24 protein-coding genes and 2 tRNA genes are annotated in these 26,620 nt (G+C 62.6%); 9 read left to right on the forward strand and 17 right to left on the reverse strand.

Going from position 1 to position 26,620, the window contains the following annotated elements:
- Positions 1–19: 19 nt before the first annotated feature.
- Positions 20–2,407 (reverse strand): catalase, encoded by a 2,388-nt coding sequence (locus tag LQ956_RS00965; RefSeq protein ID WP_238621305.1) that lies wholly within the window; start codon positions 2,405–2,407, stop codon positions 20–22.
- A 286-nt stretch (positions 2,408–2,693) separates the two neighbouring features.
- Here LQ956_RS00965 and LQ956_RS00970 point away from each other — a divergent pair, with 286 nt between their 5' ends.
- The 5 genes from LQ956_RS00970 (at position 2,694) to LQ956_RS00990 (ending at position 7,784) form a co-directional block, all read left to right on the forward strand.
- Positions 2,694–3,959 carry a phospholipase D-like domain-containing protein gene (locus LQ956_RS00970; RefSeq protein WP_238629182.1) on the forward strand — a complete coding sequence of 422 codons (1,266 nt, stop codon included), beginning with the start codon at positions 2,694–2,696 and terminating at the stop codon, positions 3,957–3,959.
- Between the two features lie 175 nt (positions 3,960–4,134).
- Positions 4,135–4,314, forward strand: coding sequence for a CsbD family protein (locus tag LQ956_RS00975; RefSeq protein ID WP_238621307.1), 180 nt, complete (start codon positions 4,135–4,137; stop codon positions 4,312–4,314).
- 66 nt (positions 4,315–4,380) lie between these two features.
- Entirely contained in the window at positions 4,381–4,599 is a 219-nt protein-coding gene (locus tag LQ956_RS00980; RefSeq protein ID WP_238621308.1) for a DUF3185 family protein, read from the forward strand.
- 217 nt (positions 4,600–4,816) lie between these two features.
- Positions 4,817–7,078 carry an Ig-like domain-containing protein gene (locus LQ956_RS00985; protein WP_238629184.1) on the forward strand — a complete coding sequence of 754 codons (2,262 nt, stop codon included), beginning with the start codon at positions 4,817–4,819 and terminating at the stop codon, positions 7,076–7,078.
- Positions 7,079–7,115: 37 nt separating this feature from the next.
- On the forward strand, positions 7,116–7,784 hold the full coding sequence (locus LQ956_RS00990) for an outer membrane beta-barrel protein (protein WP_238621310.1): 669 nt from the start codon (positions 7,116–7,118) through the stop codon (positions 7,782–7,784).
- Between the two features lie 137 nt (positions 7,785–7,921).
- On the opposite strand, the gene LQ956_RS00995 is transcribed toward LQ956_RS00990, so the two are convergent.
- From LQ956_RS00995 to LQ956_RS01005, 3 genes are all read right to left on the reverse strand, one after another.
- Positions 7,922–8,101 carry a CsbD family protein gene (locus LQ956_RS00995; RefSeq protein ID WP_238621311.1) on the reverse strand — a complete coding sequence of 60 codons (180 nt, stop codon included), beginning with the start codon at positions 8,099–8,101 and terminating at the stop codon, positions 7,922–7,924.
- Positions 8,102–8,129: 28 nt separating this feature from the next.
- Entirely contained in the window at positions 8,130–8,528 is a 399-nt protein-coding gene (locus LQ956_RS01000; RefSeq protein ID WP_238621312.1) for a PRC-barrel domain-containing protein, read from the reverse strand.
- 137 nt (positions 8,529–8,665) lie between these two features.
- Entirely contained in the window at positions 8,666–9,007 is a 342-nt protein-coding gene (locus LQ956_RS01005; RefSeq protein WP_238629185.1) for a DUF1523 family protein, read from the reverse strand.
- Positions 9,008–9,680: 673 nt separating this feature from the next.
- Between LQ956_RS01005 and LQ956_RS01010 the strand changes: the two genes are divergently transcribed.
- Both LQ956_RS01010 and LQ956_RS01015 read left to right on the forward strand, forming a co-directional pair.
- The gene (locus LQ956_RS01010; protein WP_238629187.1) at positions 9,681–10,466 is read left to right on the forward strand and encodes a Crp/Fnr family transcriptional regulator; all 786 of its coding nucleotides are present in this window, start codon (positions 9,681–9,683) and stop codon (positions 10,464–10,466) included.
- Between the two features lie 336 nt (positions 10,467–10,802).
- Complete coding sequence (locus LQ956_RS01015) at positions 10,803–10,958, forward strand: DUF3309 family protein (RefSeq protein WP_238621315.1); 156 nt, start codon at positions 10,803–10,805, stop codon at positions 10,956–10,958.
- 117 nt (positions 10,959–11,075) lie between these two features.
- Here LQ956_RS01015 and LQ956_RS01020 read toward each other — a convergent pair whose 3' ends face one another.
- The 13 genes from LQ956_RS01020 to LQ956_RS01075 form a co-directional block, all read right to left on the reverse strand.
- Positions 11,076–11,279 (reverse strand): hypothetical protein, encoded by a 204-nt coding sequence (locus LQ956_RS01020; protein ID WP_238621316.1) that lies wholly within the window; start codon positions 11,277–11,279, stop codon positions 11,076–11,078.
- Positions 11,280–11,360: 81 nt separating this feature from the next.
- Positions 11,361–13,592 (reverse strand): putative bifunctional diguanylate cyclase/phosphodiesterase, encoded by a 2,232-nt coding sequence (locus LQ956_RS01025; RefSeq protein WP_238621317.1) that lies wholly within the window; start codon positions 13,590–13,592, stop codon positions 11,361–11,363.
- Positions 13,570–16,227: a chemotaxis protein CheB gene (locus LQ956_RS01030; protein ID WP_238629188.1), complete on the reverse strand. Its 2,658-nt coding sequence runs from the start codon at positions 16,225–16,227 to the stop codon at positions 13,570–13,572. Before LQ956_RS01030 ends, LQ956_RS01025 begins: the two co-directional genes overlap by 23 nt.
- Positions 16,224–16,358: a hypothetical protein gene (locus LQ956_RS14895; RefSeq protein WP_255721711.1), complete on the reverse strand. Its 135-nt coding sequence runs from the start codon at positions 16,356–16,358 to the stop codon at positions 16,224–16,226. The genes LQ956_RS01030 and LQ956_RS14895 overlap by 4 nt, the downstream gene beginning before the upstream one ends.
- Positions 16,359–16,542: 184 nt before the next feature.
- A tRNA-Met gene (locus tag LQ956_RS01035) sits at positions 16,543–16,619 on the reverse strand.
- Between the two features lie 204 nt (positions 16,620–16,823).
- Complete coding sequence (gene ychF, locus LQ956_RS01040) at positions 16,824–17,915, reverse strand: redox-regulated ATPase YchF (RefSeq protein WP_238621319.1); 1,092 nt, start codon at positions 17,913–17,915, stop codon at positions 16,824–16,826.
- A gap of 61 nt (positions 17,916–17,976) precedes the next feature.
- A complete protein-coding gene (gene pth / locus LQ956_RS01045; protein WP_238621320.1) occupies positions 17,977–18,558 on the reverse strand; it encodes an aminoacyl-tRNA hydrolase in 582 nt (193 codons plus the stop codon).
- Between the two features lie 43 nt (positions 18,559–18,601).
- A complete protein-coding gene (locus LQ956_RS01050) occupies positions 18,602–19,231 on the reverse strand; it encodes a 50S ribosomal protein L25/general stress protein Ctc (protein ID WP_238621321.1) in 630 nt (209 codons plus the stop codon).
- A gap of 80 nt (positions 19,232–19,311) precedes the next feature.
- The gene (locus LQ956_RS01055; protein ID WP_238621358.1) at positions 19,312–20,250 is read right to left on the reverse strand and encodes a ribose-phosphate diphosphokinase; all 939 of its coding nucleotides are present in this window, start codon (positions 20,248–20,250) and stop codon (positions 19,312–19,314) included.
- 228 nt (positions 20,251–20,478) lie between these two features.
- Positions 20,479–20,553, reverse strand: a tRNA-Gln gene (locus LQ956_RS01060).
- A gap of 8 nt (positions 20,554–20,561) precedes the next feature.
- Positions 20,562–21,443 (reverse strand): 4-(cytidine 5'-diphospho)-2-C-methyl-D-erythritol kinase, encoded by an 882-nt coding sequence (ispE, locus tag LQ956_RS01065; RefSeq protein ID WP_238629190.1) that lies wholly within the window; start codon positions 21,441–21,443, stop codon positions 20,562–20,564.
- The gene (gene lolB, locus LQ956_RS01070) at positions 21,440–22,039 is read right to left on the reverse strand and encodes a lipoprotein insertase outer membrane protein LolB (RefSeq protein ID WP_238629192.1); all 600 of its coding nucleotides are present in this window, start codon (positions 22,037–22,039) and stop codon (positions 21,440–21,442) included. Before lolB ends, ispE begins: the two co-directional genes overlap by 4 nt.
- A complete protein-coding gene (locus LQ956_RS01075) occupies positions 22,036–23,814 on the reverse strand; it encodes a tetratricopeptide repeat protein (RefSeq protein ID WP_238629194.1) in 1,779 nt (592 codons plus the stop codon). The genes lolB and LQ956_RS01075 overlap by 4 nt, the downstream gene beginning before the upstream one ends.
- 445 nt (positions 23,815–24,259) lie before the next feature.
- On the opposite strand from LQ956_RS01075, the gene hemA reads away from it, so the two are divergent.
- Positions 24,260–25,534, forward strand: a complete 1,275-nt coding sequence (gene hemA / locus LQ956_RS01080) for a glutamyl-tRNA reductase (RefSeq protein WP_238621325.1) — start codon at positions 24,260–24,262, stop codon at positions 25,532–25,534.
- Positions 25,531–26,613: a peptide chain release factor 1 gene (gene prfA, locus LQ956_RS01085; protein ID WP_238621326.1), complete on the forward strand. Its 1,083-nt coding sequence runs from the start codon at positions 25,531–25,533 to the stop codon at positions 26,611–26,613. Before hemA ends, prfA begins: the two co-directional genes overlap by 4 nt.
- The last annotated feature ends 7 nt before the right edge of the window (positions 26,614–26,620 follow it).

Genomic DNA, 26,620 nt, shown 5'->3' on the forward strand with positions numbered 1-26,620 from the left:
CGCCGACAGGCGGGCTGAGTCATTGGGCATACGGGTCGCTTTCACGGGAGAAATGGCGATGGCTGGCCATCGCATCGATGAAGGCCGACGCGACCCCGGCGGCATCGGCGCCGTCCGCCAGCAGGATGCCCTCGTCATCATCCATGACCGGCCCGACACCGGCCAGTTCCAGCAGATCCCGGCCGGCACCCAAGGCGAGTATCGTTTTGCAGTGACGGAACGTATTTTTTATGAACTCCATCGTATGCCCGTTGCCTGCCAGCGCCTGGACCGCATCGATTCCATCAGGCAGCACCAGCGCATCGAACAGGACGGCGGGAGAATTTTCCATCGATTTGTTGGCTTCTATGTGCTCGCCGGAATCACCGACGAACAGGCCCACCCGTGGCCCCACAAAATGCACCACTGCACCCGCATCGGCCAGCGCACCATACAGGCTCACCAGCGAGGCATGGTGGGCGCCATCTTCGACCAACACGGCAATCTGACGCGTGCGGATACCGCACTCGCCCGGTAACGCCATCAGTGACAACGCCGGAGATACGGTCACCTCCGGCACCTTTGGATCGGCGATGGCCTTCGGCATGGCATCGGGCACCGCCATACCCAAACCGCCCGCGACCTGGGCAGCCAGGGCCGGTGAGACGTTCACCAGGGAGGACAGCATCCGTTCACGGATGGCGAGGACGCCGACCTTGCTCAGCTCAAAGCGGAAGGCGGCCGCAATATGCGCTTTTTCGACAGCCGTCTGACTCTCGTAGAATAGCGTGGCCTGGGCATAGTGCTCGGCAAACTTCTCCGGCTTGCCGCGGACCTTGTCTTCGGTAATGACCTCGGGGAAGGACATGAATCCGGCAGTTCCGGCCTGAAAGGGGCAGCCCCCCGCCAATGAATTGGGCTCGTACGCCACGCGCCCCCGATGCAGGGCCTGGCGGTGCATGCCATCGCGTTGATTATTCTGCACGGGGGCAAGCGGTGTATTGATCGGGATCTCGTGGAAATTGGGGCCGCCGAGTCGCGTGATCTGCGTATCCGCATAGGAATGGATTCGACCGGCAAGCAAGGGATCATTGGAGAAATCGATGCCCGGGATGATGTGCGCCGCGCAGAAGGCGACCTGCTCGGTCTCCGCAAAGAAGTTGTCGGGGTTGCGGTTGAGCACCATGCGTCCGACGGGCAGGAGCGGCACCAGCGCCTCCGGGACGATCTTGGTGGAGTCGAGCACATCGAAGCTGAAGCCCTCGGCCTGTTCCTCGGTGAATATCTGCAGCCCCAGCTCCCATTCCGGGAATTCCCCCGACTCGATGGCTTCCCACAAATCACGCCGATGAAAGTCGGCATCAGCGCCTGCAATCTTCACGGCCTCGTCCCAGACGAGTGAATGGGTTCCCTGCCGAGGCGTCCAGTGAAACTTGCAGAAGACGGATTGGCCCTGATCATTGACCAGACGAAAGGTGTGCACGCCAAAGCCCTGCATCATCCGATAGCTGCGTGGTATGGCCCGATCCGACATCGCCCACATCAACATATGGGTGGACTCCGGCATCAGGGAGACGAAGTCCCAGAACGTGTCATGGGCGGACCCCGCTTGAGGCATGCCGTGGTGTGGCTCCGGCTTGAGGGCGTGGACCAGATCGGGAAACTTCATGGCATCCTGAATGAAGAACACCGGGATGTTGTTGCCCACCAGGTCCCAGTTGCCTTCGTCGGTATAGAACTTCACGGCGAAGCCACGGGCATCGCGCGCCGTGTCCTTCGAGCCCCGCTCCCCGGCCACCGTGGAAAAGCGCACGAACACGGGCGTGATCTTGCCCTTCTTGGCGAACGGCGCCGCGCGGGTGTACTGGGTCAGGGCGTCGTAGGCCTCGAAGAAGCCGTGGGCTCCCGAACCGCGTGCATGGACGATGCGCTCGGGGATGCGCTCATGATCGAAATGGGTGATCTTTTCCCGAAGAATGAAATCTTCGAGTAACGATGGCCCACGCAATCCGGCTTTCAACGTGTTCTGATTATCGCCGATGCGAACCCCTTGATTGGTGGTCAACGGCTGATCGCCGGCATCGACCCTGACCCGGTCGAGCGAAGCGACGGTCGCGTTCGTTCCGAGCCTTGCCGCGCCGCCGGTTTTCGCAGTCCGGGTTTCCTCGGTTGACGTACTTGCGGTCAACGCAGCGGAGTCCGGCTCCACAGTCACGCCGGCCGCTGGTGTGACGGCGTTGTCGTAACCGTATTCGAGCTCTTTGATGCTGTTGTGGGGCATCTCAGCGACAAGGTCATCACTTGCAGCGGCTTGCTCGGCGACGACGTCGTTGGTTCCGAGTATGACGTTGGCGCCCTGGGCTGCCATATCGGATGTGTCGCCTTTGCTTTTCCGCGACGACCGAGCCGATTTTTTATTCGTAGCCATGCTTCTTCTCCGCAGAGAGGGGGAATGCAGGCAGTCGAGATGCCGCTCGGACCGCCGACGCGTGATGGATTCTCAGGCCGCCCACGTAAGTCGTCTGTGCGATAACAAACGCACGCGCTGCGCCTGACCCGAAGCCATACAACCCCGCCGTGTGCTCAGTGTGATAACGCACGGACGCGCCCCTCGTCGCCCCTTAAACTGGGCGGAAAGCCACCGCATCACCTTCAGGCGCTCCCGCGTTCTCCCACGGGCGGCCGGAACGGCATGGATGAGGAGCCGAAAATCTATGCTCTGGATTGTGGGGATCACGGTACTGGCCACCAGTCTGGTGCTGGTGTTGTTGCAGAACTTCAAGACACCCGAGCAGGTGGTCGAGCGCAAAGTCGAACATCGCCATGCCGTCTGCGATCCGCAGTTTCGGCGCGAGATGTCCGTCCTGCTGGGTCCGGCGATAGTGCAAGGCAATCAGGTGACCGCGCTACAAAACGGCAACGAGATTTTTCCGGCGATGCTGCCCGCCATTCGCTCGGCGCAGAGATCGATCACTTTCGAGACCTTCATCTACTGGTCAGGTGAGATTGCTGAAGAGTTCTCGCAAGCACTTTCTGAACGCGCCCGCACGGGTGTGCCCGTCAGCGTCATCATCGATTGGGTCGGCAGCAACAAGATGGATCAGTCGTTGCTGGATGCCATGGAGGCCGCCGGTGTGCGGTTGCATCGATATCGGCCACTGCACTGGTACAACTTCGGCCGCATGAACAACCGCACCCATCGCAAGCTGCTGGTGGTCGACGGCCGCATCGGGTTCACCGGCGGGGTGGGCATCGCGGATCAGTGGACTGGCGACGGTGGCGATCCCGAGCACTGGCGAGACACCCACTTCCGGATTGAAGGACCCGTCGTGGCACAGTTGCAAGCGGCCTTCAACAACAATTGGATCAAGACCACCGGCCAGGTGCTCAATGGCCCGAGCTACTTTCCGGCCCTGGAAGAAGAGGGTGGGATGGACGCACACATGTTCGTCGCCTCCCCATCCGGCGGGAGCGAGAGCATGCATCTGATGTATCTGCTTGCCATCGCGGCGGCCGAGGCGACGATCGACCTGGCCGCATCCTACTTTGTACCCGACACGCTGTTGATCCAGGCCTTGATCGCTGCCCGTGGTCGCGGCGTTCGCGTTCGCATCCTGTTGCCGGGGCCTTACCTGGATGCGATCACGGTCAGGATCGCCTCCAGGGCGGACTGGGGCGTACTTCTGCACGCGGGTGCCGAGATCCACGTCTATCAGCCGACCATGCTGCATACCAAGCTACTGGTCATCGATGCCGAGTTCGTTTCGGTGGGTTCCACCAATTTCGACATGCGTTCAATTCGGCTCAATGATGAAGCGAGTCTGAATGTATACAGCAGCGATTTCGCCACTCAGATGACGACCATATTCGAGAAGGACCTGCTGGCGGCTGAGCCGTATTCCCTTGCCCGCTGGAAGAGCCGTCCGTTTCGCGAAAAGTTCTCCGAAAAAATTCTGCTACCCATTAGATCGCAGCTTTGATTGGGGGACGGATCCAACGCCGGCAACGATGTCGGGGGGTGTTTTTAAGTTAGGCAACGCACAGACCCGGCCTCAAGCTTCCATTACCGTGGGAGCCTCACCCTGCATCTACATGAGTTTGAGTTCATGATAAGAGGCAGAACCCAAAACCGAACCATCATCCGGAGATCGGCTCATGAGCAAGCATCAGGGAAATGATAGTACGAACAAGGAGAAGGGAAAGACCAAGGAGGTTACCGGAAAAGTAACTCACGAAGAAAGCACGGAGAAAAAAGGTAAAACCGAAAAACACGGCGGCAAGCATGGGACTGTGTTGGGAGAGGTCAATAGCGACGCCAAAAAGGAAAAGAAATGAACCATATATGGATGGCCGTGCCGATGACGCCATGTGTCATGGTGAAAAAAAGTAAAGGAGATGGAAATGGCAAATAATAAAGTTCTGGCTCTGGTGTTGCTTGTTGTGGGTTTGATCCTGCTTTTCTTTGCGTATCAGTCATCCCAAAGCCTGGGCGATCAGGTGACGGAGGCGGTGACCGGCCGCTTCACTGAGTCCACCATCTGGTTCCTGATCCTTGGTGCGGCTTCTGCGGTGGCGGGTGTGGGAATGCTGGTGTTCGGAAAATCCGCACGCAACTATTGATACAGCCATCGAATACCCTTCGGGCTGAACCGCCTGCTTAACGTGAAAGAACCCAGGTTCAGCCACAGACACTCCCTTCTCCCCTTGGGGGAGAAGGGCCGGGAATGAGGGTGCATCGCCATCAAGATGCATGAAAGTTAGGTAACCACTGCGGTTCATTCAAGGGACTCAAACCATGCGCGCTCTATACACCATAAACGGGGTCCGGACGTGGCTGATGGCAGGCATGCTCGGCGCCCTCACCATGACGGTTATCGGGGGCTGTGATAGCCGCGACACGATTCTCGGGACCGATGGCAATGTCACCGGAGCACCTACGATCATCGCCACAAGCCCTGAGGACGGCGCGATCAGTGTGCCGACCGACGCCGTTGTCACGGCCACCTTCAGTGAGCCCATGGCACCCTTGACCGGCAGCGCCGGCTTCGTGTTGAGCTGTGACGCACCGTGTGCGAACCCCACCGGCGACACCACCCTTGATGGCGCGGGCACCACGGCGAGCTTCACGCCGGCCGCGGCACTCGAGGTGGCGACCCTCTACACGGCGACCATTACCGGCGCGAGCAGTCAGGCCTCAGGACGGGCACTGGCGGAACCTGTGACCTGGCGCTTCAGGACAGCAGGCCCTCCGCCCACGCTGACGGCCGTCACTCCGCTTGCCAATGCCACCGGTGTGGCGACCAATACCACGGCAATCTCGGCACAATTCACTCAGCCGGTGGACGCGCTGGCAGCCGGCGATTTCACGCTCACCTGCGAGTCACCCTGCACCGACGCCAACGGCGTGGTCGGCATGAATGGGACGGGAACCATTGCGACGTTCACCGTGACCGATCCGGCCGGACTGGAGCCGTCGGTGCTCTACACGGGCACGATCGTCAGCGCCACCAGCAGTTCCACCGGCCAGCCACTGCCGGCACCCTTCGTCTGGAGCTTCACCACCGGCTCGACGCCCGATTCAACGCGGCCGCAGGTGACCCTCACGGTGCCGGAAACATCGGACCCGGGTCCGACGACCGAGGTGCCGCCCAACACGGCCATCACCGCAACATTCAGCGAAGACATGGATCCGGCCACGATCAGCGACGACGGCTTCACGCTGACCTGTGAAGCTCCCTGCGTCACACCCGCACCCTCGGGCCGGGTTTCCTACGTGGTCGGCTCACGGACCGCCGTCTTCACGCCGGATAACCCCCTCGAAGCCGAAACGACCTATACGGCAACCATCACCGGCACCGCGACGGACCTTGCGGGCAACCCCCTGAGTGGTAACCAGGGTCCAATCGTCGATGGCAGTGATTACGCCTGGACCTTCACCACTGAAACGGCGCCGGCCATCGCAGAGCCCGTTATCGTGCAGTCCACCGCCCCCCTGAACGGGGGCACGATCGCCGTATGTCCGTTGGCCGGCATCAGTGCCGTCTTCGACGTGCCCTCCGGTCTGCGCCTGGATCCGGCTTCGGTCAACGGCCTGACGTTTCGGGTGGTCGAAGATGCCGCACCATCGAATACGGTGGCGGCGGAATCGGTGGTCGTCGACGTGGACACCGGTACGATCGTCACCTTCACACCCCAGGCCCTGCTGACGGACGGCGCCACCTACCGCGCCACCCTCACGGGCGGACCCGATGGCGTGACCGACCTCGCAGTCCCGCCCAACGCGTTGCTGGAGGACTTCGCCTGGACCTTCACAGCGGTGGCCCCGATCGGGAGCTGTGTGGAACCGGCCATACTCCGGTCCGCAGCACCGTTCGGCTCCTTTGGCGGCTCGGCAGGCATCACCAACCAGGGCCTCCTGACCGTCATCAATGGCGATATCGGTACCACGGCCGTCTCCACGGCGGTGACCGGGTTCGTCTCCGAGCCCGACTGCACCTATACCGTCACCACCCTCAACCAGGGCCAGGTGAACGGCCGCATCTTCGCGTCGCCCCCGCCTCCGACCGTGGCCTGCCCGCAGGATGGAACAGTGGAAACCCAGGCGATCGCAGATCAGGCCCGGCTCGATGCCGAAGCGGCGTTTATCGCACTGTCACCGGCGAACCTGCCGGGCGGACAGGATCCGGGGAACGACAATCTGGGTAACCTGACCCTGACGCCGGGCGTTTACACCGCCCAGAGCGGCGCCTTCAGGATTCAGGGCGGAGACCTCACGCTGGACGGACAAGGCAATCAGAATGCTGTCTGGATTTTCCAGATGGCCACCACGCTGACGGTCGGGGGGCCCGGCGCCGATTTCCCTCAGAGCGTCACCCTCACGAACGGTGCCCAGGCCAAGAACGTCTACTGGCAAGTGGGTAGCGCGGCCACGATCAACGCGGCAGGAGGCGGCACCATGAAAGGGACCATCATTGCCGCAGACGGAGTCAGCTTCTCCACCGCGGACAATGTCGACATCGTGACGCTGGACGGCCGGGCAATGTCCCTGGGTGGGTCCGTGACGATGGTGAACACGATCATCAACGTGCCGGCCCCGTAATGGACGTCACGCACACCCGTTCCTGGTGGAGGCACCCATGAAACTGCACACGCTCAAGTGGACATTCACGACCCTGGCCCTGGCGGGGCTTACCCTCCCCGCCGCGGCGGCCGATCCATCCCCTTGGTATTTTGGCGCGGGTCTTGGCCAGTCGCGCGCCGACATTGCCCGGAGCGATATCAGGGCCGATCTGCTCACGTCGGGATTCACCACATCGCGGTTCACCGACGACGAATCCGACGTTGGTTACAAGCTCTTCGCAGGCTACCAATTTCACCCCTATCTTGCCCTTGAAGCCGGCTATTTCGATCTTGGCCAGTTCGATTACAGGGCGACCACGGTACCGGCGGGTACCCAGTCGGGCAAGCTTGAGTTCCGGGGAGTGAATGTCGATCTGGTGGGCATGCTGCCCTTCTCCGAACGCGCGGCGGTGTTCGCCCGCGTCGGCGTTCATCGCGGTAAGGCCAAAGTCGCCTTTGCCGGTACCGGTGCGGTGGGCGTGCTGGACCCCGACGCCAGCGAAACCGATACCAATTACAAATTCGGCATCGGCTTCCAGTACACCGTCACCGATAACCTGGCCTTGCGTCTCGAGGCGGAACGATATCGGATCGACGACGCGGTAGGTAACGATAGCGATCTCGACCTGTTTTCGGCCGGGTTAGTCTTTCGTTTCGGGGGCACGAGGATCCTTGGGACGCGCTAAGCAGCGCTCCTGCTCACCACGGGTGGCGGCGGCCTCAATGGAGCAGGCCGCCGCGGTCTTGTGCTGGTGATGAAACGGCTCGGTGGTGGCTGGTTTTTTTACGACCTATCGGTACGACTTATGGGCAAAGGGCAGGACTAGCGTGAGTCCTTCTTGATATCCTCCTTCACATCGCCGTAGCCTGCCTGCACCTTACCCGTACCCTTCTGGATTTTCCCTTTACCTTCCAGCTCCTCATTACCGACCGCCCGGCCGGTGACTTCCTTGACCTTGCCTGTTGCTTCCTTGGCCCGACCTTTAACCTGATCTTTGTTCATGACACTCTCCTGCGGATATTCTCTTGACTCAGTCGCCAAGGCCATAGTGGCTTCTGACGTTCTTCGCCCAGGTGGCATCCGCCATGTCCGGCCAGTCATCCTTGTCAAAACCGGGAGCGGCCTTGAACTGCTCCACGTCCACATCCAGGATGAAGTTCTTCGCCCGAGTATCCAATGACAGGGCGTCCCAGGGCACGGCGTACAGCTTGTCGCCTATACCGAGAAAGCCACCTGCGGAAATGACGGCGTAGTTGATGCTGCCGCTGGTGGTATTCATCATGAAATCCTTGATACTACCCAGCTTTTCATCCGCTCTAGTCACAACTTCGGTACCGATCAGCGTATGGGTGCTCAGCAGAAGCTCATCGGTGAGCGCGTCCTGAGCGTACGTGGCGCTGCTTGCGCCGCCATGCGTTCTGATATTCATACTTTCTACTCCTGACAATGGCAGTGTAAGGCGCCGAACCATCCCTCAGGATCATTCAGTCGCCATGGCCCAGAGTAAACAAACATCTCTCCGGGATCTGTTCGCTGGCGAACGGAGCCAAAGCCGTTTTCAGTCAATTACTCAGCTTGTCCCGGTTCCAGCGTTTCGGCAGCTGCACCCGGGGAGCGCGTCGTCGCCTGGGTGCAACGCTCCGGGGCATCAATCGAGGTGGCATTGGGAAACATGTTCAGAAATGGGATGCGCAGGCTATATCCCTTGATGATGACGGGGACCTCCGGGCATTGCTCCTTGATCCTGCCGGCAAGGGCCTGCAGGTCCGCCGAGTCGAATTTAAAATACGGCGGCAAAAAACCGGCATCCTCGTTGCGAAAGATCAGGGTCTTGGAGGTTCCCGCATAGACCGTCTCGATGCGGTACTGGATGGCCTGTCCATCGCCGGTGGTACCGGAAATCTGCACCTCCCAGGAATTCGATCCCCAGAGGAACCAGATAACGAACAAAACTGTGCTCAAAAGGACAATCAGGACAAGGGAGACCTTACTCTTCATGGGGCGCTCGGATCGAATGGATACGCTGACGGGTTGCGGTAACTTCCAGACCTGAAAGACGGCCTGTTCTCCGAAACGACACTACGGTGGCCCCATCTCCCTGTCTGTGTGCTACCGAACACAGCCCACGGTCGGGATGAAGCCCCGCCCGGGGTTACACGATGCCTGGCCGACACCCGGCTTCTCTGTGCGGCGCCGCACCGACGCGACATCCCGCCGCGCATACCGTGATAGGCGAATCACCGGGTTCATGCAGTCCGGCACCGGACCCGTCCATACAAAGGAGAAGCTCATGAATCAGATCATCTATATCGTCGGCCTTATCGTGATCGTCCTGTTCATCCTGGGGTACTTCGGCCTTCGGTAAGGTCAACGGTCGTCGGCGCCGGTCAGTGCAAGCCCCCCATGGGCGGTGAGCATCCGGCGCGGCGACAGCCCCGGACGAGGAAATTTGAAGGGCATTCCCGTTCACCCAGCGGTGCGATCGGACGGATTTCAGGACAGAGTTCACACTTGTTCCTGCAAGGATCCGGCTATACTGGTCGTGAGAAAGCAAACATGACCGGTGAAAGGAACTTCCCTCATGCAGGCCGTGCCGAACCCCAAGCTCAACCAACTTCTCGCCATGCTGCCGGATCATGACTACCGGCGCCTGCTCCCCGGCCTTGAACTCGTCACGCTCCCGCTGGGGCAGGTCATCTATGAGCCCGGCATCCCGATGGACTATGTCTACTTCCCTATCGACGCCATCGTCTCCCTGCTCTACGTCATGGAGGACGGTGCCTCAGCCGAAATCGCGGTGGTAGGCAAAGACGGCGTGGTCGGGGTCGCGCTGTTCATGGGGGGAGAGACCACCCCCAGCCAGGCGGTGGTGCAAAGTGCCGGGCAGGCCTACCGGCTCAGCGCCCGACGCCTCAAGGACGCCTTTCGTCGCGTGGGCGGGCGTCGCCAGGGGGTACTGCACGATCTGCTGCTGCGCTACGCCCAGGCATTGCTCACCCAGATGGCCCAGACCGCGGTCTGCAACCGCCACCACACCCTGGACCAGCAGTTGTGCCGCTGGCTGCTCCTGTCCCTGGACCGACTGCCCTCCAACCACCTCGTCATGACCCAGGAACTGATCGCCAACATGCTCGGCGTCAGACGCGAAGGGGTCACGGAAGCCGCCGGCAAGCTGCAACGGGCGGGGCTCATTCAATACCATCGCGGCCACATCACGATCCTCGACCGTGCGGGCCTGGAAGCGCGCAGTTGCGAATGCTACGCGGTGGTCAAACGCGAGTGTGATCGACTGGTATTCAAAGGGGCGCCCGCCAGACGCGGCAACCCGGAAGGTCGTCCCAGCACCGCCAGGGACGGCACCCGTTGACGCCCCCCCCTTCTCGCCCTTAGGACTGTTCTGAATCCGTCAGAGGTATTCTGAATCCCTCAGGGGTACTCTGAGTACTCTGAATCCCTCAGGAGTACTCTCGACCCGTTATTCCCGCGCAGGCGGGAATCCAGTCACGGACTGCCCCCTGGACTCCCGCCTTCGCGGGAGTGACGGTAACGGGATTGCTGCGGGAGTGACGGTAACGGCCCCCGGGGGGGCGCCCACAAAAACGGCGCCCACACCGGCCCGGGGCAATCGGTACGCTGGCGCACAGAACAGGCATGCTCACCGAAGGCAACATGGGACTCCAATCCCTGCGCGGAGTATCCGACCATGAGCCTGACAACCATTTTATTGATCGTCTTGATCCTGATCCTCATCGGCGTCATCCCGGTCTGGCCGCATGCCAGGACCTGGGGCTACGGTCCCAGTGGTGTGGTCGGAGCCATCGTGGTGGTACTGCTGATACTGGTACTGGTGGGACGCTGATGCGCCGGGGCCTGTCGCTGTCAGTGCCCTGGAAGCCGTTCACGGCAGATGGCTGAAGCCACCGCCGGGACAGGCTGGCAGCCTGTTCCGGCATCACCACGGGGCCTGGTGGAGGTATCAGCGGTCCACCTTCTCCAGCACCTGAGTCACCACATCACCCCGCCGGTAATAGGGTGGCGGCCGGCGCATCTCCCCCATCATGCGATCCCGCTCCCGGGCGCTGTCGAACCACCGGAACTGCTCCCAATGCGCGCCCAGTAGATGGTCGGCGGACAGGGTGTCCCCTTCGGGCAGGGTGACGCGGATGCCGTATCTCTTCATCAGGCTCACTCCAAAACCAGTGGAACGACAGTATCCACACAAGGGGGTGCCCGCTCAAGGTGATCATTCAGCGCCCCGTTCCTACCCCGTTGGTTCCATCTCGACCAGTATCCGGTCGACGGGCAGGGGTTTGCCGAACAGGTATCCCTGGGCATAGTCACATTCCGCCTCACGCAACAGCTCGTGTTGCTGATGGGTTTCCACGCCCTCCGCCACCACCTTCAGCCCCAGTCGGTGGGCCATATTGATGATGCTGTGGACGATGGTACGGTCGGCCATGTCATGGGGCATGTTGTGCACGAAACTCCGGTCGATCTTGAGCAGATCGAAGGGATAGCGCTGCAGATGGGGTATCCCGGCTCTTTTGATGCCGAACTGACTCAGGGCGATTTTCAGACCGCTGGCATGCACCTCATTGATCCAGGCATCTACCCGACCATCCTCATCCTGAAGCAGTTGCTCGGTCACTTCGATAATGACGCAGTCGGGCGATATCCCCGACTGTGACAGTTGCTGCTTCCAGATATCAACGGAGACCCCTTCGACGCCGTCAGGGGACGATTCGTTGATGGCGATTTTGAGCGGTAATTCCTGTTCGCCACGGCGGGCGTTCAGCTGCTCCAGGGCGCTCAAGGACTGCTTAAAGACCCATTCATCAATCCGCCCCAGCAGGCCGGCGGCCTCCGCCAGGGCCAGGAACTGATCCGGGTTGAGCTGTCCACGCCGGGGGTGTTCCCAGCGCAGCAGGGCTTCGAACATGACGACCAACCGAGTATCCAGTGCCACAATAGGCTGGAAGCACAGGCTGAACTGGCCGTGCTCGATGGCATCGGGCAGCTCTCTGATCAGCGCTTCGCGTTCCTGCAGGGTGGCGTCCAGCTGCAGCGAAAAATGTGTCATCCGCTGCCCACCGGTCTCCTTGGCTGCGTACATGGCCCGATCGGCACACTTGATGAGACCGGCGGGATCCGTGGCATCCCCGGGACAGAAGGCCGTGCCGATACTGGCTGAGAGTGCGACACGGGTGCCCGCCACCTCGAAGGGCTGGTCCAGGGCCTTGAGGATCTTTGCACCCACTTCATCCACACCACTGCCGCTCTCCAGCCCGCCCATGATCACCGTAAACTCATCACCACTGAGTCGTGCCGTGGTATCACTGGTGCGCACGCACCGACTGATGCGACGGGCTGCCTCCTTCAGCACGGCATCTCCGGCATCGTGTCCCAGTCGGTCGTTGATCTCCTTGAATTTGTCCAGATCGATGAACAACAGGGCCAGGAGCCGACCCCGCCGCTGGGCCTGACGGATGCCGTGGCGCAGTCGATCCAGAAACAGCAGGCGATTAGGCAGTTCGGTGAGCGGATCATAGTTGGCCTGGCGCCAGATGGCCTCTTCGGCCCGGCGCTGTTCGGTGATGTCCCTGAACACGCTGATATACCGCATCGGGAAACCGCGGTCGTCCCGCAGCAGATGCATGGAGACCCAGGCCATGTACTGCTCCCCCGACGGGCGGCGGTGCAGGATTTCTCCCTGCCAGTGACCGGTGGTGTGGAGATTCCGACGCAGTTGTTCTTCAAAAGCAGGGGACTCACGGTGGGCACGGATCAGTTCGATACTTCGATCCAGGGCCTCGTCGGCGCTAAAGCCGGTCAGGCGGGTAAAGGCGGGATTGACGAGGATGATGCGCTGCCCGGCATTGGCAACCATGACTGCTTCGTCCAGGGTCTCATAGACCGAGGCGGCGACCATCAATGCTTGGCGGGACTCCGCCAGATCGGTGATGTCCACGGCCGCCAGCAGGCAGAGATCCGAACCCACCTGACCGGCGCAGGCCTCCACCCGCAGGATGCGCGAGATACCGGTGAGGGTCGTGACCGGCAGTTCCGCATGTTCCGAGGCCTGACCGGCAAACACCTTATAGATCAGATCCGCCAGCCGAGGGCGGTCCTCCTCATTCACAAAGCCGGTCAGGTGCCGCCCCGCGAGCTCGCTTCGAGTGGTGCCCAGCAGCCTGGCTCCCGCCAGGTTGGTGCGATGCAGTATCCCCAATGAATCCAGGTTGAAATAGGCCATGGGGGCATGGTCGTAGAGCTGCGTGAACAAGTCCCTCGCCGCCTCCGCCTCAATGCGGGCCTGCTGCAAGGTCTCGTTCTGCATCTCCAGTTCCAGTTGATGCACCTGCAACTCGTGCAGCAAGGCCAAGGCGTTGGACTCCGCGGCCGGATCAGCGGCATCGGATACCCGTTCCCGCAGCTTCTCCTCCGCCCGCCGTCTCAGTCTGCGGGCCTCATCATCCTCGTCTTGCCCGCTCATTGCCTGACTCCCTGCCGGATTCTTCCGGCGTCGATTGAAGACTGCGTAAACGATTTTCCAGGGCTTTGGCCTTGGTGATGTCCGTGAATGTGACGACCACGCCGTCGATGACGTCATCCAGGGTGCGATAGGGCATGATCTTGACCTGATACCAGCGCTCGTCCCGGGTGGGAATCTCCTCTATGGAGTGGGAGAGGGATTGCAGGACTTCCAGGGCATCATGCTGCAGGTCCGGGTATTCCAGTTCGGTGACGATATCACTCAGGGGACGTCCGACATCGGTGGCAATGAGCTTGAAGATCCGCCGTGCCGGAGCGGTGAAGCGTCGAATACGCAGGTCCTTGGTCAGAAAGACCGTGGCGATGTCGGTACTGTCGAGCAGGTTTTTCATGTCGCCGTTGGCCAGGGTGAGTTCTTCCACCTTGGACTGGAGCTCCACATTCACCGTCTGCAATTCTTCATTGAGTGATTGCATCTCTTCCTTGGAGGTGGTCAGTTCCTCGTTGGTGGACTGGAGTTCCTCGTTGGCCGAGCGAAGCTCCTCCTGGGAAGTCTGCATGTATTCCCGGGTCATGCGCAGCTCTTCCCGGGTCTGCTGCAGCGCCAGCTCCATTTCCTGAATGCGGGTATTCTTGCGTTCCTTCGGGTCCCGCGGCTCCGGCAAGGGGGCCGGCTGGGGCGACACGACCTGAAACACGATCATCAACATGCCGCTCAGGACCTGAGGCTCCTCGATGGGATAGACCGTCAGATCGATGAGTTGCATGCGCTCAGCACTGCCGACGCCGATGCCCGGTTGGCTGAAAACCTTTTTTTCCCTCATGGCCCGGGGCAGCAGTAAGGCCAGTTCCTGTCGCAACCCATCCCGAGCCATCACATGGATGTTCCAGTTGGCCCGTCCGGTGGCCGGCTCCAGATAGTCACCCGTGCGACCGAAGATGTAAAGGATGTCGCCGTCCGCGTTCACCAGCAGCGCAGGCGGTGCAAACTCCCTGAGCAGCACCTGTTCCGCCAGGGATTGCAGGCTGCCGGTGGGGGCCCCGCCGGCCCATTGGGCCAGGGTCTCTACCTCCGGTTCAGGCGGGCGGGCATGAAAATCCAGGTCGGCCACCCGGACGCGGGCCTCGGCGCGACGAAACAGATGGGCGCGGGCATCCAGCGCGGTGAACAATTCGTTGCCCCCACCGACACTTTCCGCATTGCCCAGGAAAAGAACGCCGCCCGGCAACAAGCTGTAGTGGAACAGCGGCAGCAGCTTATGCTGGAGCGTCGTATTCAGATAGATAAGCAGATTGCGGCAGATGACCAGGTTCAGCTTGGTGAAGGGCGGGTCCATGATGAGATTCTGGGTGGCAAAAACCACCGTCTCCCGAACGGCGCGATTGACGCGATAGCCGCCGGCCTCTTCCTGAAAGAAATGCTGCAGGCGTACCGGCGAGACATCGGCGACGATACTGGCTGGATATAGCCCCTGACGCGCCCGGTCGATGGCATGTTCGCTGAGATCGGTGGCAAAGATCTGCAGGGTGACGCGACCAACGGGCGCACTTTCTTCCAGCACCTCCCGGAAGGCGATGGCCAGCGAATAGGCCTCCTCACCGGTGGAGCAGCCGGCCACCCAGGCCCGCAGGACGCACCCCCGGGATGGCGCGGACCGGATCAGGGGGGCGAGCACCTGTTTTTGCAGACTCTCCCAGGCCATCGGATCGCGAAAGAAGCTGGTCACGCCGATCAGCAACTCCTTGAACAGCAGATCCAGTTCCTGGGGATTGTCGCGCAGGAAGCGAACGTAGTTGGAGAGCCTGTCCAGCTGGTGCAGGCTCATGCGCCGCTCGATACGGCGATACAAGGTATTGGTTTTGTAATCGGCAAAGTCATGGCCGGTACGGGCCCGCAGCAATACCACGATCTTTTCCAGGGCATGGCGCTGATCCATGTCCCCGGTGCCGGTCCGCCGGGTCCCGATCTGTTGTTTGCGAACCAGATAGTCGCGGATCCGCTCGCCCATGCCGTGAACCGGCATCACCATGTCGGCCAGGCCGGCATCAATGACGCTGCGCGGCATGTCCGGGTATTGAGCCTCTTCGGGAATCTGGGCCAGCGTCAGTCCCGCATGCTCCTTGAGGGCACGCATGCCCAGGGTGCCGTCGCAGCCGGTACCCGACAAAATCACGCCGACACCGTGCTCCCCCTGATCCGCCGCCAGTGAGCGAAGGAAGAAGTCGATGGGCAGCCGGGTCCCGCGACGGCCGGCGGGCTCCAGCAGGTACAACACGCCCTTGAGTACCGAAAGATCCTTGCCGGGGGGGATGACGTGAATTCGATTCGGTACCACCGTCATGCCGTCTTCCACCTGTACCACCGGCAGCGGTGTCACCTTCTGTAGCAGCTCTGTGAGCATGCCCTTGCGGGTGGGGTCCAGATGCTGGACCACCACGACGGCGAATCCCGGTTGTTCAGGCAACCCCCGCAGCAGCCCCTCCAAGGCTTCCAATCCCCCGGCCGAGGCACCGACACCGACGATGGGAGGGGGCGTATGCGTGGCGGCCAGGGCTTCACGGGGCGGCCCCTGCAGCGTACTGTCCACCGGGGAGCCTGAGTCATGAGGCGGCAAGGGATTCTCGGGTGAAGTCACGGGGAGGGAGTCCTGTCGATATCGAAGGGCATGCCTCCGGACGGCCCGCCCCCGTCCTGCAGATTGAACACCCCCGACTCCGATCCGGCCCGGCGAGCCTGGGTGGCGGTGAGCTTGCTGGATGCGGCCATGGGTTCCTCCCTGGTGGACTGCGGGGATACCCGGGCGGGGCTGCTGTCCCCTGCCCTCTGATATGTCCCTGCATCTATCCCCGCAGCATACTAGGCCAGCGTGGGGATAGATGGAACCATGGACACAAAAAAACCGCGTCATACGCGGTTTTTTTGATTCACCGGACACGGCCGGAAATCTGGATGGTGGCTACGGGTGGATTTGAACCACCGACCCCCGCATTATGAGTGCGATGCTCTGACCAGCTGAGCTACGTAGCCTTGAAAGCGCGCTATTTTGCGCGGATCCAGGATCGTTGTCAAGCGCCCCCCTTGCCGTCACTCCCGCACAGACGGGAGTCCAGGGTCTTTGGCCTGCACTGGATTCCCGCCTGCGCGGGAATGACGGGCTCTGACGCTCTCCTGACCTTCCTGTGCCTCTTGCTCAAGAGACCTTGAACAGGCTCTTAGACGTTAATCACACGTTTAAACATTAAACCGGAAGTGCACCACATCCCCTTCCTTCATGGTGTATTCCTTGCCCTCCAGGCGCCACTTGCCGGCATCCTTGGCGCCCTGCTCGCCCTTGCAGTTCACAAAGTCGTCATAGCCGATGACTTCGGCGCGGATGAAGCCCTTCTCGAAGTCCGTGTGGATGGCGCCGGCCGCCCTGGGTGCGGTGGCACCGCGCTTGACGGTCCAGGCACGGACTTCCTTGACACCGGCGGTGAAGAAGGTCTGCAGGCCCAGCAGTTCGTAGGCGGCCCGGATCACCCGGTCCAGTCCGGCCTCTTCCAGCCCCATCTCACCCAGGAATTCGGCCTTGTCCGCCTCGTCCAGCTGGGCGATCTCCGCCTCCATGGCGGCGCAGACGGGTACGACCTGGGCGTGTTCCGCCGCGGCGTGTTCCCGCACCCGGTCCAGCAGGGGGTTATTCTCGAAGCCATCCTCATTGACGTTGGCAATGTACATGGTGGGCTTGGCAGTGATGAGCTGCAGTTCCCGCAGCAGCAGGCGTTCGTCATCATCCAGTTCGGCACTGCGGGCGGAACGCCCCTCGGCCAGCACCGCCTGCACCTTCTCGGCCACCTGCTTGCGGGCGATGGCGTCCTTGTTGCCGGACTTGGCATTGCGGGTGAGGCGATTCAGGGCCTTTTCCACGGTCTCCAGGTCCGCCAGGGCCAGTTCCGTGTGGATGACCTCGATGTCCGACAGGGGGTCCACCTTGCCGGCCACATGGATCACGTCGTCATTTTCGAAGCAGCGCACCACGTGGGTGATGGCGTCGGTCTCGCGAATGTGGGCCAGAAACTGGTTGCCCAGGCCTTCACCCTTGGAGGCACCGGCCACCAGGCCGGCGATATCCACGAATTCCACGGTGGTGGGCAGCACCCGCTCCGGTGAGACGATCCCGGCCAGGACCTTGAGCCGAGGGTCGGGCACCGGCACCACCCCCACATTGGGGTCAATGGTGCAGAAGGGATAGTTTTCCGCCTGAATGCCCGCCTTGGTGAGGGCATTGAAGAGGGTGGATTTGCCCACATTGGGCAGGCCGACGATGCCGCATTTCAAGCTCATGGGAGGGTCCGGGTGGATCAGGTGGAAAAATCAGGATGGAAGAAGAGAGTCACCGGGGCAGTCACGCCGAGTGCAGACGGTTCGTGGCCTTCTGCAGCCCTTCCGACAGCAGCAGGGGCATGAGGTCGGCAGCGCGGTCGATGGCGTCCGTGATCAGGGATTCTTCCTCGCGGGATGGGCGGTTGAGTACGAACCCGACCACCTGCTCACGATGCCCGGGATGGCCTACCCCCAGACGCAGACGCATGAAGTCCTGCCCCTGGTGGGACATGATGTCACGCAGACCGTTGTGTCCGCCATGACCGCCCCCGCGCTTGAGGCGGGCCGTGCCCGGCGGCAGGTCGATCTCGTCGTGGGCCACCAGCACGGAGGTGATGGGAATTTTATAGAACTGGGTCAGCAGCCGGATGGGCTGCCCACTGTGATTCATGAAGGTCTGGGGCTTGATCAGCCAGATCTCTTGCCCCTCGATGTGGATGCGTGCCGTTTCGCCGGCGAACTTACTCTCCAGGCGAAACCGGCCGCCATGACGGCGGGCCAGTTCATCCACGAACCAGAACCCGGCATTGTGCCGGGTCATGGCGTAGTCGGAGCCGGGATTTCCCAGCCCCGCGATGACCTGAACGGTGTCTTTATCAGCCACGGGCCGGTGTCATCCTTTCTTGCAGTCGGAAAACGAAGGCGGCTTATGCCTCGCCTTCGCCCTCGGCTTCGGACTCTTCGGCAGCACTGCCGCCACGGGTCTTCAGTACGCTGACCACCGACAGATCATGATCCGGACCCTGGGCCAGGGCCACGATGCTCACCCCTTCAGGCAGCCGGATCTGGGACAGGTGCAGGGAATCGCCCACGTTCAGGTCGGCCACGTCCACTTCGATGAACTCGGGCAGGTCCTTGGGCAGACATTCCACTTCCACTTCCACCGCCTGGTGGCTGAGCATGCCGCCGCCGGTCTTCACGCCCACGCAGCTTTCTTCGTTGATGAAGTGCAGGGGCACATGCACCTTCAGGGCCTGGTCTTCGGTGACGCGCTGCAGATCCATGTGCAGGACCATCTGCTTGACCGGATGACGCTGCAGGTCGCGCAGGATGACCCGCTCGGACTTGCCGTTCACCTTCAGGGTCAGGATGTGGGAGTAGAAGGCTTCATGGGCCAGGCTCAACCACACGGTGTTGTGGTCCAGAGTGACGGCCACGGGTTCCTTGCCGGCACCATAAACGATGGCGGGCAGCTTGCCGGCACGACGCAGGCGGCGGCTCGCACCCTTGCCCTGGTCCGCGCGCGGCTCGGCTTGCAGTTCGAAATTGACACTCATGTCGGGTTCTCCAGTCATACAAACAAAAAGCCTCTCCCGCGACCAGGAGAGGCAGTGGCGGTCGATCCGTTGTCAGTTCATCAGTCGATGAACAGGGAGCTGACCGATTCCTCGCGGTTGATGCGGCGGATGGTCTCCGCCAGCATGCCGGCAACGCTGAGCTGCTTGATGCGGCCGCAGGCCTTGGCCTCGGGACGCAGCGGCAGGGTATCCGTGACCACCAGCTCGTCGAGCTGGGAGTTGTTGATGTTTTCGATGGCGGGGCCGGACAGCACCGGGTGGGTGGCGTAGGCCATGACCTTGGAAGCCCCATGATCCTTGAGGGCCTTGGCCGCCTGGCACAGGGTGCCGGCGGTATCCACCAGGTCATCGATGATGATGCAGGCCTTGTCTTCCACGTCCCCGATGATGTGCATCACCTGGGATTCATTGGGCTTGGGACGACGCTTGTCGATGATGGCCAGTTCCGCGTCATCCAGGCGTTTGGCCAGGGCACGGGCACGGACCACGCCGCCCACATCGGGGGAGACCACCAGCAGGTTGGGGATCTTCTGGCGCCAGATGTGCCCCAGCAGGACCGGCGAGGCATAGACGTTATCCACCGGCACGTTGAAGAAACCCTGCACCTGATCGGCATGCACGTCCACCGTGAGCACCCGGTCGGCACCGACGGCTTCGAGCATGTTGGCCACCACCTTGGCGGAGATGGGCACGCGGGCGGACCGCACGCGCCGATCCTGGCGGGAGTAGCCGAAATAGGGGATGACGGTGGTGATGCGACCGGCGGAGGCCCGGCGCAGGGCATCCACCATGATCAGCAGCTCCATCAGATTGTCGTTGGTGGGCGCGCCGGTGGACTGGACGATGAAGACGTCCCGACCGCGCACGTTCTCCAGGATTTCCACCTGGACTTCGCCATCACTGAACCGGCCGACAACGGCCTTGCCCAACGGCAGGTTCAGGTGATTGACGACACTTTGAGCCAATTGGGGAGTGGCATTCCCCGCGAAGACCATCATCTTGGATTTTTCCACCACTGTGGACCTGGGCAGCATGATTCCAACAATGTCCGGTTGCGAGCGAAGCGGATGACAGGGCTGCACCAGCAGGGCTGACGCGGGCCACCCTGCCGGCGAAAAGACGTACCACCCTGCGCCATAGCGTAAACGCCGCCAGCCGGTGAGTGTCACGGAGACAATGAACCGGTGGCGGCGCTGGCCCGGCGACGGCAGGCAACGTCTGAAGAATGGCTGGGCCGGCAGGATTCGAACCTGCGAATGCCGGGATCAAAACCCGGTGCCTTACCACTTGGCGACGGCCCAATAAATCGTTATTCCTGAACAGCAGGCGCGGTCCGGAACTGCGCCCTACGCCGATGCAGCGGAGACTGATTGCAGCCTCGGGCAACGAACCCCGACCATCCGCACGGCAGGCACTCCAGGGCGGCGCGGGCGGCCTCTTCCGTCTCGAAGACACCAAACACACAGCTGCCGGTCCCCGTCATGCGCGCCGTCACGCCCTGCCCTTGCAGCCATTCCAGGGCTTTGGCCACTGCTGGAAAGCGCCGGCAGACGACCGGCTCACACACGTTGCCTGCTCGTCCTGCAAGAAAGTCCGCTATTTTGATGGGTGGGCAGTCCCGTGTCAATCCAGGATCGGTGAAGATCGCCCCGGTGGGCACCATCACGCCGGGATGCACCACCAGATACCAGGGCTCCGGCGGCGACACCGGCGCCAGCCGCTCCCCCACCCCTTCCGCCCAGGCGGCGTGGCCGCGCACGAACACCGGCACATCCGCCCCCAGCTTCAGCCCCATGGCGGCCAGGGCCTCGTCATCCAGCCCGGTCTCCCAGAGGGCGTTCAGGGCCACCAGCACCGTGGCGGCATCGGAACTGCCGCCCCCCAGTCCACCGCCCATGGGCAGGCGCTTGCGGACCCGGATGGCCACCCCCCCGGGATGCCCGGTGGCGGCCTTGAGGGTACGAGCGGCCCGCACGGTCAGATCATCATCGTGGGCCACCCCGTCCAGGGCATGCTCGGCCCGCACCCGATCTTCATCCAGCAGCCGGAAATCCAGCGTATCCCCGAAGGTGAGAAACTGAAACACGGACTGCAATTCGTGGTAACCGTCGGGACGACGGCCGGTGATATGCAGGAACAGGTTGAGCTTGGCCGGCGCAGGCCAGCCCATGCAAGGGTCTTGTTGCGTCATGGTGTCATTTGCCAGTCGTCCACCACCAGGCGAACGCGTATGTGGTCGAATTCCAGCCTCATGCGATCAGGCAGCGGCGCCGGGCCGACGGCCTCGGCGTAGCGATCGTACCCCACGTCCCAACCGGACTGCAGTAATCGCTGCGGCCGACCCGCCGGATCCAGGGTCCGCCCTTCCAGCCGATCATGAGACGGTATGCCCAGCACCCAGTAGCGCAACCCGCTAACCGGCAGCTGCCAGCCCAGGGCCTGATGCACCAGCCGATCCACATCCCGATCCTGGTACACCGCCCCTTCCGCGTTGCGCAGGGTCACACCGGCGGCATTGCCTTCCAGGGTCGCGGCGTGACGCCCGAAGGGTCCGAACAGCTGGATGTCGTAGTCATCCCCCCGCTGGCGCCAGCGCAGATGGGCATTCCACTGCTCGTTCTCCAGGAACAGCGCAATGCGACCGTTCAGGGTCCACTCATCCCGCGCGGAAAGCAGCTGCACGCGCTCTCGCCAGGCCTGCTCCCGATCATCTACCGGCACCGGCGGGCGCACGGCACAGGCGGTGAGCACCAGGCTCACCAGACCGATCAACCAGAACGTTCTCATGGATCCAGGCGCTCCTTGAGTCTGAGCAGACGCTCATGCGCCGGGTCCCGCTCCAGCGCCTTACGCAGGATACCCAGGGCCTCATCCCGGCGCCCCTGTGCCCACAGCAGGGCCGCCAGGTTGCTCGCAATCTCGCTGTCTTCCATCATGTCGTGCGCCCGACGCAAATAGACTTCCGCCTCATCCAGACGACCCAGGCGATAGAGCACCCAGCCCATGCTGTCGATGACGGCCGCATCGTCCGGACGCTGCGCATAGGCCCGACGGATATAGCCATAGGCCTCCTCGTGACGATCGGTGCGATCCGCCAGGGTATACCCCAGCGCGTTGAGGGCGGCCGCGTTATCCGGGTCCTGGGCCAGGATCAGGTTCAGATCCGCCTCCACCTGATCGATCCGGTCCAGACGCTCCGCCATGAGCGCCCGGGAATACAGCAGTTCGGGGTTGCCGGGATACTCCCTGAGCCCCTGATGGAGCAGGTCCATCCCCGCCTCGTAGTCACGGGCATCTCTGAGCAAACCGGCCTCGGCCAGATAGACCCGCACCCGTTCGCCCGGCTCATCCAGCCGATCCCGCAACGCCGACAGGTCCGCGCGGGCCTGCGCCAGCTGTCCCCCCCCCCCCTTGAGCAGGGCGGCACGTATGACGGATTCATCACGATGCTCACCCCGATTCACTTGCGCATAGAAACGAATGGCCCGCTCCGGATCACCGCCGGCCTCGGCGATCCGCCCCAGGTAATAGCGGGCCTCCTGAACCCGGCGACCGGTCTGCAGCACTCGTTCCAGATAGCGCTGCGCATCCTCGTACTGTTCCACCTCGATGTTGAGCAGTCCCAGGGTGTAAAGCAGGTCGGCATCCCCCGGCCGCTCTCGGGCCACCCGCTCGAACTGCCGACGGGCGTCTTCATAACGCTCGGACTGCAATAGCAGGCGAGCATAGGTGACGCGCAGATCCACATCCTCGGGATAGCGGGCCACCAGATCGCCCATGGCCCGCAGGGAGGACGCCTGATCACCGGCCTGCCCCAGCGCCCGGGCGCGCAGCACGTGCGCCTCTCTGAGCCCATCATCCAGGGTCAGCGCCCTTTCGGCCGCCGCTACGGCCGTCAGGGGCCGATCCTGCTGCAGGGCCAGGCCGGCCACGGCCAGATAGGCAAGGGAGTCGTCTCCCCTGGACTCCGCCACCAGAGCGAGGGCCTCCAGCGCCGCATCGCCGTTCTGACTGCGGGCCAGCATGTTCACCAGCAGGCCATAGCCATCGCCCTCCACCGCCTCCACGCGCTCAAGCACGGTCAACAGATGCGGGGCCGCCGCATCGGGGCGGCCTTCGTTGACCAGCAGCGCGGCCAGAATCTGACGGGCTTCCAGATTCTCCGGTTCGAGCGCCAGCCAGCGTTCGGCGCCCGGCAGGGCCGCGGCCGGATCACCGGCAAACAGGGCGATACGGGTGGCCCGCTCGGCCACTTCGGGGTTGCGGGTACGCTGAGCCGCACGCAGATAGTGCTCCACCGCGACCTGCAATTCTCCCTGGTGTCCGGCAATCTCGCCGACCAGCAGTTCGTAGAGCAGATCGGAGACACCGTTGCCCTCCCCTTCCAGCGGCAACAGATGGCCTTCGGCCAAGGGCTGCCAAGGCTCCTCGTAGCCCTCGCCGTCCCGGGACAGACCGGCGCAGGCGGCCAGCAATCCACACAGCACCACCGCCGCCCCCAGGCGGGGTACCGGGCGGCGGGGAAGAAACCAGGGGAAAACGGATCTTTGATCGGGCAGCATGGAAAGACTATAAACCCATTTGTTCAAAAAATGATGGTCCTGCGGGGCGCGCCAAGGTCACGGGACAGTGTAAACTAGACTGGACATCACTCGACTGACACCATGTCAACCGTACCTGCCGGCATGTCAAGCCCCGGAACCGGGAAATCGCAAGCTCTTGATACGGGACATGGACGACCGGCGGGGAATCCACCACATTGGGGCGGATCTGATACGGTCGACGGCAGAATCGGACCGGGGCAGCGAGCGGGAAACCCGAACAATCAGGTTAACCGTCCCATGCTCCTTAGCACCCCGCAACGGCCGATAAGTTCCCGCCGCAGCGGGTCGAATTTTGCAGACAGGTCAGTTTTCCGAGCGGACTCAAAGGGTTGAAAATCCGGGACATCTTGTCATGACTTCAATGCTGGCGCAGAATACGCTATTCCACAGGTCCTCACGTGCGATGCTTTTTACTCTCGGAGTCAACCATAAATCCGCCCCGGTCGGGATTCGTGAACGCGTCGTGTTCTCCCCGGACCGCATGGATGAGGCCCTGACCGGCCTGACCCGTTCCACCCCGGTGGATGAGGCGGCGATCCTGTCCACCTGTAACCGGACGGAGATCTACTTCCGCTCCGAGGCGCACCAGCCCGCCGATCGCGTGCTGCATTGGCTGGCGGATTTCCACCGCCTCAAGCCCGGCGAGATCCAGCCCTACATCTACCGTCACGCCGAGGCCGATGCGGTCAAGCACCTGCTCCGCGTGGCCTGCGGCCTGGATTCCCTGGTGCTGGGTGAACCGCAGATCCTGGGGCAGCTCAAGGGTTCCTATCAGAGCGCCGGTGCCGCCGGCACCCTGGGCCGCCAGCTGGGCCGACTGTTCCAGCACGCCTTCTCGGTGGCCAAGAACGTGCGGACATCCACCGCCATCGGCTCCAGCCCGGTTTCGGTGGCCTTTGCCGCCGTCTCCCTGGCCAAGCAGATCTGGGGCGACATGAAGCCCCTCACTGCCCTCATGATCGGCGCCGGTGAAACCATCGAACTGGCGGCCCGCCACCTGCACAGCAACCAGATCGGCCGCATCATCGTCGCCAACCGTACCGTGGAACGGGCCAAGGTCCTGGCCAGCGAATTCGACGCCGAGGTCATTACCCTGTCCGAGATCCCCGCCCGTCTGGCGGAGGCCGACATCCTCATCTCCTCCACCGCCAGTCCCCTGCCGATCCTGGGCAAGGGCGCCGTGGAGCGTGCCCTGAAGGCCCGCAAGCGCCGTCCCATGTTCATGGTGGACATCGCCGTACCCCGGGACATCGAGCCCGAGGTAGGCAATCTGGACAACGTCTTCCTCTACACCGTGGACGACCTGGAAGAAGTCATCCAGGAAAACCTCCAGTCCCGCCGCGAGGCGGCGCGCCAGGCGGAGGAGATCATTGAATCCCAGGTCAGTACCTTCATGGGCTGGCTGCAGGCCCAGAGCGCGGTAAGCACCATCTGCGCCTTCCGCGACAAGGCCCATGGCGTCCAACTGGAGGTGCTGGAAAAGGCCAACCAGATGGTGGCCGCCGGCAAGTCGCCGGAAGAAGCCCTGTCCTTTCTGGCCCACACCCTCACCAACAAGCTGCTGCATGACCCCTGCCACGCCATGAACGAGGCCGCCCGCGAAGGTCGCCTGGAACTGGTGGACGCGGCCCATGCCCTCTTCAAGCTGCCGAGTCTCACCAACAAGATCCATTCGTGAAAGACTCCATTCGTCGCAAGCTTGAAGGTATCGCGGATCGTTTCGAGGAACTCAGTGGCCTGCTGGCGGATCCGCAGGTCATCGGGAACCAGGATCGCTTTCGCCGCTATTCCGTGGAATACAGCCAGCTGGAGCCGGTGGTCCAGTGCTGGAAGGACTATGCCGGCGCCCTTGATGAACTGGAGGCCGCGCGCCAGATGGCCCGGGACCCGGACCCGGACCTGCGTGGCATGGCCGAGGATGAGATCCCCGTGCTCCAGACCCGCCTGGAAGCCCTGGAACTGGATCTGCAGCGTCAGCTGATCCCAAAAGACCCTCACGACGAGAACAATACCTTCCTGGAAATCCGTGCCGGCACCGGCGGGGACGAGGCGGCCATCTTTGCCGGCGACCTGTTCCGCATGTACAGCCGCTACGCGGAAACCCGGGGCTGGCAGGTGGAACTGCTCTCCGAGAGCGAGGGCGAGCACGGCGGCTACCGGGAGGTCATCGCCCGCATCATCGGCCGCGGGGTCTATTCCCGGCTCAAGTTCGAGTCCGGCGCCCATCGGGTGCAACGGGTGCCGGATACGGAATCCCAGGGGCGCATTCACACCTCTGCCGCCACCGTCGCCGTGATGCCGGAACCGGACGAGATGGAAATCCCGGAGATCAATCCGGCGGACCTGCGCATCGACACCTATCGAGCCAGCGGGGCCGGTGGCCAGCACGTCAACCGTACCGATTCCGCCGTGCGTCTCACCCATCTGCCTTCCGGCATCGTGGTGGAATGCCAGGACGAGCGCTCCCAGCACAAGAACAAGGCCCGGGCCATGAGCCTGCTGGCCGCCAAGCTGATCGAGCGGGAAGAAACCCGCCGCTTCCAGGAGCAGAGCGCCACGCGCAAGAGCCTGGTGGGCAGCGGGGACCGTTCCGAGCGCATTCGCACCTACAACTTCCCCCAGGGGCGGGTCACGGATCATCGCATCAACCTGACCCTCTACAAACTGGAGGCCATCATGACCGGCGAGCTGGATCCGGTTATCGATCCGCTGGTGAATGAACACCAGGCCGAACAGCTGGCCGCCCTGGCCGACTGAGCCGCCC

Source organism: Ectothiorhodospira lacustris (assembly GCF_022227845.1).
Lineage (GTDB): Bacteria > Pseudomonadota > Gammaproteobacteria > Ectothiorhodospirales > Ectothiorhodospiraceae > Ectothiorhodospira > Ectothiorhodospira lacustris.